This window comes from Acinetobacter sp. YK3 (assembly GCF_001729365.1).
Lineage (GTDB): Bacteria > Pseudomonadota > Gammaproteobacteria > Pseudomonadales > Moraxellaceae > Acinetobacter > Acinetobacter vivianii.
Map to the genome: position 1 here is coordinate 1 of NZ_LZPJ01000114.1, position 11,676 is coordinate 11,676.

At 36.7% G+C, this 11,676-nt stretch carries 10 protein-coding genes and 1 pseudogene; 10 read left to right on the top strand and 1 reads right to left on the bottom strand.

Features of this window, described 5'->3' with window-relative positions; translation table 11 throughout:
* The first annotated feature begins 260 nt into the window (after positions 1 to 260).
* Positions 261 to 1,217, top strand: coding sequence for an inovirus-type Gp2 protein (locus A9Z07_RS13840; RefSeq protein ID WP_069579418.1), 957 nt, complete (start codon positions 261 to 263; stop codon positions 1,215 to 1,217).
* Positions 1,218 to 1,370: 153 nt separating this feature from the next.
* Positions 1,371 to 1,628 (top strand): annotated as a pseudogene (locus tag A9Z07_RS18130) (hypothetical protein); the annotation flags it as partial.
* 207 nt (positions 1,629 to 1,835) lie between these two features.
* On the opposite strand, the gene A9Z07_RS13845 reads toward A9Z07_RS18130, so the two are convergent.
* Positions 1,836 to 2,876, bottom strand: a complete 1,041-nt coding sequence (locus A9Z07_RS13845) for a hypothetical protein (RefSeq protein ID WP_069579420.1) — start codon at positions 2,874 to 2,876, stop codon at positions 1,836 to 1,838.
* A gap of 778 nt (positions 2,877 to 3,654) precedes the next feature.
* Between A9Z07_RS13845 and A9Z07_RS13850 the strand changes: the two genes are divergently transcribed.
* The 8 genes from A9Z07_RS13850 to A9Z07_RS13885 form a co-directional block, all read left to right on the top strand.
* Positions 3,655 to 3,936 carry a hypothetical protein gene (locus tag A9Z07_RS13850; protein ID WP_069579422.1) on the top strand — a complete coding sequence of 94 codons (282 nt, stop codon included), beginning with the start codon at positions 3,655 to 3,657 and terminating at the stop codon, positions 3,934 to 3,936.
* A 12-nt stretch (positions 3,937 to 3,948) separates the two neighbouring features.
* Positions 3,949 to 4,272 carry a hypothetical protein gene (locus tag A9Z07_RS13855; RefSeq protein ID WP_081406436.1) on the top strand — a complete coding sequence of 108 codons (324 nt, stop codon included), beginning with the start codon at positions 3,949 to 3,951 and terminating at the stop codon, positions 4,270 to 4,272.
* Positions 4,273 to 4,310: 38 nt separating this feature from the next.
* Positions 4,311 to 4,919 carry a hypothetical protein gene (locus A9Z07_RS13860; RefSeq protein ID WP_069579424.1) on the top strand — a complete coding sequence of 203 codons (609 nt, stop codon included), beginning with the start codon at positions 4,311 to 4,313 and terminating at the stop codon, positions 4,917 to 4,919.
* 200 nt (positions 4,920 to 5,119) lie between these two features.
* Positions 5,120 to 6,169: a DUF932 domain-containing protein gene (locus tag A9Z07_RS13865; protein WP_069579426.1), complete on the top strand. Its 1,050-nt coding sequence runs from the start codon at positions 5,120 to 5,122 to the stop codon at positions 6,167 to 6,169.
* A 149-nt stretch (positions 6,170 to 6,318) separates the two neighbouring features.
* On the top strand, positions 6,319 to 7,461 hold the full coding sequence (locus tag A9Z07_RS13870) for a YqaJ viral recombinase family protein (RefSeq protein ID WP_069579428.1): 1,143 nt from the start codon (positions 6,319 to 6,321) through the stop codon (positions 7,459 to 7,461).
* Between the two features lie 113 nt (positions 7,462 to 7,574).
* Positions 7,575 to 8,468: a hydrolase or metal-binding protein gene (locus tag A9Z07_RS13875; protein WP_069579430.1), complete on the top strand. Its 894-nt coding sequence runs from the start codon at positions 7,575 to 7,577 to the stop codon at positions 8,466 to 8,468.
* Positions 8,469 to 8,564: 96 nt separating this feature from the next.
* Complete coding sequence (locus A9Z07_RS13880) at positions 8,565 to 8,795, top strand: helix-turn-helix transcriptional regulator (RefSeq protein ID WP_069579432.1); 231 nt, start codon at positions 8,565 to 8,567, stop codon at positions 8,793 to 8,795.
* 331 nt (positions 8,796 to 9,126) lie between these two features.
* A partial coding sequence (locus tag A9Z07_RS13885; RefSeq protein WP_069579434.1) for an AAA family ATPase occupies positions 9,127 to 11,676 on the top strand: 2,550 nt, incomplete at its 3' end.

Below are 11,676 nucleotides of genomic sequence, written 5' to 3' on the forward strand. Positions count from 1 at the left end.
ATTGTTTTATTAACTTTAGCTTGGTTTTCTTCTTAAACTTAACAAGAAATAAAGAGTGGTTTCCTAAGTCTCATGCTTAAAAATAGATATTTCATAGATTGTTGATATTTATATCTAGTTGGTCTCTTATATTATTAGCCACTATATAGACACATATGGAAATGATTAGTGAGGGGGGAGACCTGTAAGGCACATTAACGTCGTTTTAAAAAACTCAATCAAATGATGTGATGGTGAAAAATATTCTTAAAGGAGACACCATGACATATTCAAATGAAATTTCGAACTACTCTGAAACACAAATCTTATTTGCTATTGAAAATTTTGTTATAGAAGTTTTTACAACAGGCATTAAACAACCCCAGTTACCTGTCTTTAAAGAGCTACTTGAGCAGTTTGAACCTATCTATAATATTGATTATTACTATTATGATCATATATCTGTTTTCATTAGCTTGAAGCTGATTGTTGATCAGATGCGTTACGATCCAAATAACGAATATCCTGATAATTATGAGTTTGTATTGGAGTTAGATGATGAACAACTTAATTTCTTAGAAATCACAGCTAATAGTATGAGAGCAAAAGTTCAACAGGATTTACATCAGTTCGATTTGCAAGAAGAGAACAATACAAAAAGTCTTGTAGATTATGTAGAAGCGCTCTTCAATCATTACTCAAAGCTACTTATTGTTCGAGTTGACCTGGGTTATACCAAAGATGCTAAGAGCAATATAGACATTGAACGCTTCTATCGACATTTTGAAGTGATGCGTAACAGGCTATCCAATAAAGATACCTTTTTTGAACATCTTCAAGGTTATTCTTGGGCTATAGAGCAAGGTAAGGAAAAGGGTTATCACGTCCATTTACTGTTGATCTATGATGGCGCTAAAGTCCAAAATGGTTCTTACTATGCTCAACGAGCTGGTGAGAAATGGCAAGAAATAACAAAGGGTGAAGGAAGTTATTTTAATCTTAATTGTAATGAGTATAAGAATAAACTGAGGCAAGCAGGCTGTGAAATTGGTTTAGGCATGGTCTCAAGAAACAATGAAGGAGATTGGGATCTACTCTTAGCCGTGATTAGCTATCTAACGTTAGTACGTGAAGACAAGGTTATGCAGCGACTGAGGGTAAAAGTTGAAAAGAATATGCAAACTTTTGGTAAAGGGCAATTCATTACCAAGAAGAGAAGAGGCGTAGATCGTAGCTAAACCAATCTGCTTCAACTTATACATTATCACTTAAAAAAGCCATTTTACGTTTCAGGGATATATGGGGAGGGTGCATTGCACCCTCCTGACTTTCATCTTCTTTTATTGGCTAACTGTTTTCCAAGGGAATATCCATTTCTTATTAATTATTAGAATTGTCATACATGTAAACATGCTGATGAGGATTTGAAAAACAGTGATACTAAGATAGCAATTAGAGAAAACATTTAGAAAAAGGAAGGATATAAGTATCTAAATGGCTTGGGAATGATTAAGTGTGAAGATCCAATTGGATTAGAAAGACTTAAAGCTGTTTATAGCTATTTGGCTCGTATAACTGTTGAAAAGATTGATCAACGTCTCGGAGTCAGGATGAAAGGTATGAGGGCTTTTGGCTGTTCTTCATGTTGATTGAGCATAAGGCTATACATCTCAATATAGTAGGATAGAGTTATACATTATTAGCTAAAAAAGCTATTTGGAGTTTCAAAGGAACTGAGTCAGTAATGGCTCAATTCCTGTAGGTAGAATTTTGATGTTATGCTTGAATATACATCTATATTTCGCATAAGCGCCTTATGTTAAATAAATGGCTCCATTAAGAGCCAAAGTGGAGATTTAGGAGACATTACTACGATGTTTAGAAAGCATCAGAGATGCTGTAGATGGCTCTATCTTCATTTTTGTTAACTCTTGTGCTAATGCAAAACCATCTGTTCTAAACTCTCCAAGAGTTTCCTGTAGTTCGCTAATATTATTAGTCTGTACAACCATACGTAATATAGTGCCTTTTAATCTGACTTTGTGATCTTTTTTTTCGTCTTGAGTCCATTGTAGACCATGTTTACCACTGGCAATAAAAAAATCCCCCCCCATTCCAGCTATACGATGAGTCATATACAAACCGAATCCGCTATTTTTCCAAAAGTCATCTGATTTCCTTTTTTGTTTTTTGCCATATGCAACTTTACTAGAAATACTTGGTAATAATGCAAAATTTAATGCGTCTTTATCAGTTTTTATATCTGGTAATGTATCGTTTTCATTTAAAGAATTTCGAATACCCTGACCTCTATCAAGTACCACAATTTCTGCTTTTTTTAGATATGGCCAATATTGAGCACAAAAAGTAATTTTTTTGGCCTGTGAATGTTCAATAACATTTCTAATAATTTCTCTGAAACAAAAAGTTAAAGTGTCTACTAGAGTCGTATCTTTCTGAGATGTAAGTAATTTTGCTAATCTTTCACTATAATTTTCAACAATTTGGCCAACTTGCTCGTATGTATCTCTTGCTTCTTGTCTTAAAGTTTCTACATCAATAATGGTGATAGGTATATGAGTCGCTTCCTTGGTAGGAAGCTCCTCTCTAAGTGGTCTTCCAATATCAAAACCACAATTTTGAAAAAGTCCCATGTGCTTAGCATAACTAATGCTTTCATCGTCATGGTAAATACAAGAAAGCTCTATATCTCTAAGTCTTGAAAAGGTTTTAACAAAATTTGAAAAATAGACTATTCCAAAAGGTTCAATAGTTCCTAATTTCCTAAAATCGAGTTCAATTTCTTTAGTACCGTTAATGATCATATCTCGTATCTCTTCACAATAAGATAGTGATGTATCAAACGTTAAACTTAAAATTTTTAAACTGGTTTTCAAATTAAATCTCCACAAAAACTAATATTATCATGCAATTAAAATTTCTTTCTTTTATGTTAATTAGTTGTTCTAAAATTAACATAATACGCCTTATGCGAAATTCTTAAGGTTTTCCTTTTTTACATCAATACCTTAGTTGAAGTTATTCTAGGATTCTGCGAACTAGAATGACTTTCTCATGATTATTCACGTTCCACGTCTGATATTTAACCATGTTCCGCAGTTTTTGTAAGCAGAATCAAAATTTAGAAATTGAGTCATGCTGTTTTGTAAGTTATCAATAAATATATAGAAATGCAAAACAAGCAATTTTCATGTGTCCGAATTGACTTCAATCTTCCTCACCATTATCCTTAACCTGCTGACCCACATGGTCAGTCGGTTTTAGCAGACCGTTTCATCTAGCGCATCAGGTTCATATTCTTCCTGAGTATGATGCTTGTGCGAAACCTTCTCGTCCCCCTTTGCGGTAGAACGGGAGGGGGACGCGTTCGCGCGTGCTGGTACTAGATGACCAGTCTGCTAACCCCTTTTCGTTCTGCCACCATAATCGATTAGCAGTGATTCGGTAGAACTTCTATTACATCTAGGAGTCAACCATGACGATTCAAACTTTCCTCTATCTGTACTGATTTTTTATTTATCGAACTGATTTCACTTCAACGTTTAATCGGTGCTTTGGCGTTTCTTATTTATTCACGGACAAATCCCTGTTCTGTGTATGTACGCCTATAGATTTAAAAACGATCCATACAGAAAAAAATATAGGGGAGCTTTAATGAAAATTAAATCATTTAGCATTCTTGCAATCATCATTGCACAAACGTTATCAGGCTGTTCATCCGAGACGAAAGATCGCAAGGGTTACATTGAACAGTGTATGTATCCAAATCAAGCCATTAAAACAGCAGTTGAAACTGAAGCTTATTGTGGTTGTCGCTACGATAAGATTCGTGAGGCATACGGAAAACCATTCTTTAATAAACCAATTAGCACTGAAGAAGACCAAAAGAAAATGGACTTTGCCCGAGGTTATACCATTGGCAAATGCAGTCGATAAGGAGCAATGATAATGAACAATAAAACACTTTTGATTGTGGCAACTCTGCTCATGATTGGCTGTTCCTCTGGACAAGAACAGGCTGCGGTAAATGATCCTTGTCAGGAAGAGGCGGACGTTGCTGAAACAGTAATGGATATGCGTTTGAAACAAAGCAATATGGCAAATGTCATGGTATTGCTGGCTGGAAATAATGAAGCACTTCGAGAACAACTTAGACCGATTCTCCATGATGCCTTTGAATATGACCGTGGTGGTACAGCAACTTTTGACAGAACCAAACAAATGTTTAGAGATAAGTACTACCAGCAATGTATGCAGAGAAAAGGCAACTAACTTCCATTCAGGAGGAAACAGTTTATAGGGGGAAGAAAATGAAAATATTGATCGTACTGACATCTGTAGCCTTGATGGTTACAGGATGTGATAAGACAAAAACAGATACATCAGAGAAAACTACACAGGTAGAAGTCCAACCTGTCACAGAACATGCCGAATTAACCGTGGTGGAGAAAGAAGACTTAAACTCTCTGAGAACCTCACCAATTGAGGAGACTGCAAATCAGGCAGAGTTTTATTTAAACCATTTAGAAACATCTTCTGTTCAGGAGATGCGAGCATTTATTAAAAAAGGTTTAGAAGAATGGGAAGCCTTTAATAGTGAACGTGCTGATCCGAATGATCCACTGCTCCTCGAAAATACTGAGGCGAGTATGGAATATCGCATTGAAGTGAAGAATCATGTCTATGGTTCTAGTGTGGTTGAAACAGCCTACCTGAATTTGATTTCACTCTCAGACAGTATTGAGATGGATAAGCTGATTGTGAATAGAGGAAATTGCAGAGCTGATTACCGTAGCGGAGCTAATCCGATTACCTATGGTAACTCCATGCGATTCTTCTTGAATTGTGATCCACGCAATATCAGGGAAGTGACTGCGGTACTCAAGGATGGTCGTCAGATTGTAATGTCGCCACAGTAACCATATGACTCATACCACACCAAAAGCCTGATTGAAAAAAATTGTAGTTATATAACATTAAGATGAATCAACATACAGAATGAAATAATTCACTGAATTGTTTCATTCTCATCAACATTAATCTCATCAAAGACTGCTGGGTTTCATTCCTTTAACTAGGAGTGAGGTCCAGCAGTCTTTTTGTTTATAAGGACACAATTATGGCGCACTTAGTCGAAACAATGGCATTTGTAGGACAAACCCCTTGGCATGGCTTGGGCAATGAACTCACGCCAAATCAACCCATCGAGGTCTGGGCACAACAGGCAGGCATGGATTGGCGGATTGAATCTTCGGATGTCAGTTACATGGCACAGAATGAAAAGGGACAAAGCATCATCATGCCTTTTGAGGAACAGCGAGTACTTTACCGTTCTGATACGCATGCACCTTTATCAGTGGTCAGCCAACGCTTTCAGGAAGTCCAACCGATGGAAATCCTACACTTCTACAAAGATTTGACTGAACAATCGGGCTTTGAACTGGAAACTGCAGGGGTACTCAAAGGAGGTAAGAAATTCTGGGCATTGGCACGAACAGGACAAAGCTCAGCCTTAAAAGGTAAGGATGTGAGTAATGGTTATATTCTTTTAGCGACAGCCTGTGATGGAACACTGGCAACCACAGCTCAATTCACCTCTATCCGCGTGGTATGTAATAACACCTTGGCGATTGCTCTCAAAGGACAGAATAATAGTGCAGGTGTGGTTAAAGTCCCACACAGTACCAAGTTCGATGCCGAGAAAGTCAAACAACAACTGGGTATTTCAGTCTGTGCATGGGATGAACACATGTACGAAATGAAACAGTTGAGTCAGTGTAAAGTGACACAGCAAGAAGCAGCAGCCTACTTTGATGCGGTGTTTAACAACACCAGTTTGAGTAGTGTGGAACAGGATGAAAGCATCATTCAGTTCTATCGCAATGCAGCCATGCTAAATCAAACAAGCCCATCCAAAGCAGACAATAAAACTGAACCGAATGGGCGTGCCATGTCAAAAGTCATGACCATGTTTAACGGACATGGGCGAGGTGCAGAACTTAGTTCAGCCAAAGACACGGCGTATGGCTTGCTGTGCAGTATCACAGAGTTCTGTGACCATGAGCGTCGAGCGATGAGTACTGACCATCGACTGGATTCAGCATGGTTTGGTGCAGGGGCTTCCATTAAACAGCGTGGTTTAGAACAAGCACTTCGAATGATAGCTTAAATTCAGTTTCACTTAGGCCAGCTCCATTAGCCTAAGCATACGGTAATACCGTACAAGCACAGCAACACCTTTAGCCGCACCCTCAGATGCGGCTTTTTTTATGCCCAAAATTCAGCTTTTACGATTTAACCGATACAGGAATATTTCTAATGAATAGTCATACTCAAATTCAAAATACCTTAAATCATCCACCGCTACAGCCTTATTCACCAAACCTGAATCCAACCACTCAAAACTCACTGACTCAACAAATTGAAGTAGGAACCCGAACCAAACGAGACCGACAGAGCAAACAGCCAGGCAAAACCAAGCCACTCACCGCCAAACGACTTGCCAACAACAAACAGATGAATTACCAACAATGGCTAGAAGTTCGAAAGCAGGGCATTGGCAGTAGTGATGCAGCAACTGCCTGTGGATTGAATCCCTATATGTCGATGTTGGAACTGTGGATGATTAAGACAGGACGGATGCAACAAAACATCGAAGATGAAAGTGCAAGCTATGCACCGTTGTACTGGGGTAAACAGCTCGAACCGTTGGTGGCTCAATACTACAGTATGCATACTAATCACAAAGTGCGTCGAGTCAATGCAGTGTTGCAACACCCTGACGAAGACAAACACTTTATGTTGGCAAACCTGGACTTTGCTGTGGTGGGCAGTGATGAGGTGCAGATTCTCGAATGTAAAACCGTGGGGGAATATGGGGCAAAGCTGTGGCGGGATGGTGTACCCCTATATGTGCTATGTCAGGTGCAACATCAACTTGCCGTGACAGGCAAACAGGCAGCGCATATCTGTGCTTTGATCTGTGGACATGAAACCAAAATATTCAAAGTCACTCGCAACGAAACCGTCATTCAGCACATCATTAATGCTGAACGTCACTTTTGGCAATGTGTGGAATCAGATATTCCACCCAGTGTAGATGCGTCATATTCGGCAGCTAAAGCGTTGCAACAACTTTATCCAGAACAGGTCCCATTATCGGTGGAAGACCTCACCAAAAACGAACAAGCAAACTACCTATTTAACCAATTGTTAGAGGAGCGACATAAGGTTGAGCAGCATCAACAATATTTTGATGAACTCAAACATCAACTACAAATGATGATGAAAGATGCAGAGCGAGCAGTATTTACAGGTGGTTCAGTCACTTGGAAGAAATCACAAGACTCAATCAGTCTAGACAGTAAATCGCTTCTTAAACAGCATCCTGAATATCTCCAGCTGTTTCCACAAACTAAAGCCGGAACAAGACGCTTTCAGATTTATCCAAACGGTGGATAAGTCAGACTTACTCATATCTCAAATTCAACTCAACCAACACCCAAACTAACCGATCCCGTACCTAAAAAGGTATGGGATTTTTTATACCCAATTTTTATTTAAAGGAAATTATCATGATTAAGGGCTTAGCAATCACACCTCCCGTTTTAGGTCGTATCAGTATCGGTAAGATTGTTGAAAAGAATGGTAAAAGACTCCCCGAAAAAGATGATCAATTTACCATTACCAGTCAAATCCAAAATAAGGATGGCTGGGTCAAGCATCCACTGGATGAGCAGCTTCGGGCAAAAGCACCGAATCAAAAACTCAGAAGCATTCCAGTTCGAATGATCTTTAATGATCCTGAGCTAAATCTACGGGCAGAGTACAGCTTATTTGACCGACAAACAGGACGTTTGATCTGCTCAGGTAATGGAGAAAGCTGTCAGAGATTTGGACAAAATGGCGTTGAACAATATCCATGTCCATCACCTAATTTATGCCCTCTGGCGCAAGGAGGATTATGCAAGCCTTATGGAAGACTCTATGTAAACTTAGACGAATCAGATGAGTTGGGCACATTTATCTTTAGAACTACAGGTTTTAATAGTATCCGTACCTTGGCTGCAAGATTGCGCTACTATCATGCTGCATCGGGTGACTTACTTTCATGTTTACCCTTACAGTTAACCTTAAGAGGTAAAAGCACCACTCAGAGTTATTGTACCCCAATCTACTATGTAGACCTGACTTTACGGGACGGGATAAATCTAAATGATGCCATCACTTCAGCGAAGCAGATTGATGAACAGAGCAAAGCAGTAGGGTTTTATCAGGAAGCTTTGGATTATGTCGCACGACAGGGCTATGGCAATGCCTGTTTTGAGGTTGGAGGTGAAGAGGGTTTGGATATTGTTGAGGAGTTTTATGTGGAGGATTCCAATTCAGAGCACCAACAAAATCATGATTTGACTCATGTTCAGGATATGCAGAAAGGGTTACAGCAGTCAGTTCAGGGTCTGAATTAGATAAGCTTGAATAACATTGGACTGCGTAAAATTTTACTGGACTGACCTATCATCTGAGCGAATACGCGCTCGCATCAATGATTAGGAGAAAACATCATGAATGCGTTCACAGGTCAAACTTTTCAGATGAATCAACTCATAAATATAAAACAGGTTATAGAGTTCACAGGTGTATGTCGTTCAACAATATACGAAATGATGGATGAAGACTCGCCTTACTATGATCCAACGTTTCCTAAGAAAGTTACAATCTCGCAAAAACGTATTGGTTGGTCAGCTTGGGAAATTAATCAATGGATTGAAGCTAAGTTAGCTAGCCGTGAATAGGGAGCAGATGCTCTCTATTTTTCAATTGAATTTTTTTTGATAAAAAATAAATTAGAGATCAATCACAAAGAAAGTAAAAGACGAAAATGGTATGTCTCATCTAATAACGATGAAGGAATAAACCATACGAAGCAGTAGAATAGGTTTTTGATTAGTTGCAGCTTTTGATTATTTCTTTGATCAAGAGTAGTAACTGAGGATATCAATAACAAATCAGTTTGTATAAATAAAATATTTCCATTAATTGTCCTAGTTGTATCTTGTTAATTTTTATACTAAATATTATATTATCTTTTAGTAAATTTAAAAATTAATAACTAAGGAAAAAATAATGCCAGTAGCAACAAAAATATGTGAATTTGTTAATAATAAAACAAAGCCTGATTGGTGGAGATATACACTAAATAAAGCGATTGAGCTTGGAAAATTGTCTACAGCTGAACTTGAAGTTGCTTATTTAGTAGCGAAAATGGAATACGGTCTTGAGGATAAATGCCCAGATTATTCAATGTTAGTAAAACCCGCAAAAGCTACAGGGTATCATGCAGAAATTGAAGAAAATAAATTAATCTCTATTGGAAATATTGAGAATATATCAGCATTAGCATCACAGCAGAAAATTGAATTTTCAATTACAGGATTGACTGTAATTTATGGAAATAATGGTGTGGGCAAGTCAAGTTATGCCAAAATCCTTAAAAATGCTTGCTTAACAAGAGGAGAAATACCACAACTAAAACATAATATTTTTATAGCGAGAGGAGGTGTCCCTTCAGCAGAAATTCAAATTCAAGCGAATAACGAAATAGAGTTAGTTCAATGGGATACGAAAATTGAACCTCATGCTCGTCTTAAAGCAATAAGAGTTTTTGACTCTGATTCATCAATTCACTATTTAACTAAGACTGGAACTTTGGATTTTAAACCAACAGCATTGAAGTTACTTGATGAATTGTTAAGAGCTAGCGCTTTTATCTTGGATAAAGCAAAGAATGAAGAGGTTATATATAGACCTTTTTCTATTTTACCTACAATGAATGTCGGTACGAATCCAAGTAAATTAGTTATAAGCCACTTATTAACTGAAGACGAAGTAGATTTACATTGTGCAACTCAGACTGAGCTAAATGAGTTAAATGAGTTAAGAAAAGAGGTTGTTGAATTAAATAATAACTCTCCTCAGACTTTGAGATTAAATTATCAAAAGAGACGGTCAAGATTATTGCCTCTTCAGATTTTTTTAACAAATTTAGTGCAAATACTAAATTTGGAATCAATAGTTAAAATGAAATCAATTTATGATGCTAAAAAAAGTGCTAATCTTGCAGCAACCGAGCTTAGCGTTTCTACATTTTCTAATTTAAAAATATCTAATGTAGGTTCTGAGCAATGGTTAGTAATGATGAATGCTGTTAAAAGTTTTATAGAAAATAGCGATAGTTATAAAAATAACACATTGCTAGTTGGAGATGCTTGCCCCACTTGTCTTCAAGAATTAGATATAAAAGCAGTTTCACAATTAGAGTTGTTTGATAACTATCTTAAAAGTGAATTACAGAAGAAATCTTCTATTGCAAATAAAAACTGGGAAATTGAACTTGCGAAAATTAGAATACTTAACTTCTCAATTGAACCTTATAAAGCTATTCTTGAAGAAATTAATGAAAAAGATAACTCCTTAGGTCAACTATTTTATAATTTAATTGATGCTTTAAAGGATAGGGCGGCTAATCTATTACAAGATCAACCAGTCTTTAGGGGATCAGAAATAGAGGTAGAAGCTTTAACAAGATTAAATAAGCATATCAAGATGATTGAGGAGGCCGAGAAATTAGTATTAGATGATGAGGGTAAATTGATACTAATTCAAAATAAAAATATAAGAATTAAAGAGATAGAGGATAGAGAGAAAATTCTAATTATAAAAGAACAAATTAAAGCTGAAATAAAAAAAGCAAAAAAGATAGATTGTTATACTCGTCTTAAACGCTCTACTTCAACATCAACGATTACATCATTGAATAATGAGATATGTAGTATAAGCCCTCTTGGGAGAATACAAGAGTTTTTCAATGATGAGTTAAAAAAATTAGGGTTTGAACACTTTAAAATCAATGCCTTAACAAAAGGGGTTAAAGGTAATCAAAATTTTAGTGTCCAGATTGCTGAAAATAATTTAAATGTACTTGAAATTGCAAGTGAAGGTGAGCAAAAGTGTATTGCATTAGCAAGTTTTTTTGCTGAGTTAGCAACAGATGATAGAAAATCTGCAATTATTTTTGATGACCCAGTAAATTCGTTAGATCATATTTGGAGATTAAAATTTGCTACAAGAATTACTGAAGAATCAAAAAATAGGCAGGTAATTGTATTTACTCATGATTTACCTTTTTTGAAAATGCTTCAAGAAACAGCTGATGAAATAGTAATCCAAGCAATTACTCGCAATAAAACCGAAACAGGGATTTGTATTGGTACACCACCTTGGGATGCACTGAAAACTGATAAAAGAATTGGAAAATTAAAAGAAAAGCTAGTTAGAGCGAGAAAATTGGCTAAAGAGTCATATGAACAATATCTACAGGATGCTGGAGTTATATATGGTCTGATGCGTGAAACATGGGAAAGGCTTGTTGAAGAGTGGTTAATTCGTGGAGTAGTTGAGCGTTTCAATAGAGAAGTAAAAACACAAAATGTAAGATATTTAAAAGATATTACTGATTCTGATATTGAAACCATAAATTCTGCCATGAGTAAATGTAGTACTTATATGCATGGTCATGATATGTCGGAAGGAATTTCGGGAGTATTTCCTGATGTAGATGAATTAGAAAGTGATATAAAAAATTTAGAAACCTATTTTATTGCTTTAAAGAAGAGG

What these genes read in the sequence shown, in the direction of transcription:
- A9Z07_RS13880 (WP_069579432.1), top strand. Translation starts at nt 8,565, where the DNA reads ATGAATGCGTTCACAGGTCAAACTTTTCAGATGAATCAACTCATAAAT.
- A9Z07_RS13840 (WP_069579418.1), top strand. Translation starts at nt 261, where the DNA reads ATGACATATTCAAATGAAATTTCGAACTACTCTGAAACACAAATCTTA.
- A9Z07_RS13860 (WP_069579424.1), top strand. Translation starts at nt 4,311, where the DNA reads ATGAAAATATTGATCGTACTGACATCTGTAGCCTTGATGGTTACAGGA.
- A9Z07_RS13865 (WP_069579426.1), top strand. Translation starts at nt 5,120, where the DNA reads ATGGCGCACTTAGTCGAAACAATGGCATTTGTAGGACAAACCCCTTGG.
- A9Z07_RS13870 (WP_069579428.1), top strand. Translation starts at nt 6,319, where the DNA reads ATGAATAGTCATACTCAAATTCAAAATACCTTAAATCATCCACCGCTA.
- A9Z07_RS13875 (WP_069579430.1), top strand. Translation starts at nt 7,575, where the DNA reads ATGATTAAGGGCTTAGCAATCACACCTCCCGTTTTAGGTCGTATCAGT.
- A9Z07_RS13855 (WP_081406436.1), top strand. Translation starts at nt 3,949, where the DNA reads ATGAACAATAAAACACTTTTGATTGTGGCAACTCTGCTCATGATTGGC.
- A9Z07_RS13850 (WP_069579422.1), top strand. Translation starts at nt 3,655, where the DNA reads ATGAAAATTAAATCATTTAGCATTCTTGCAATCATCATTGCACAAACG.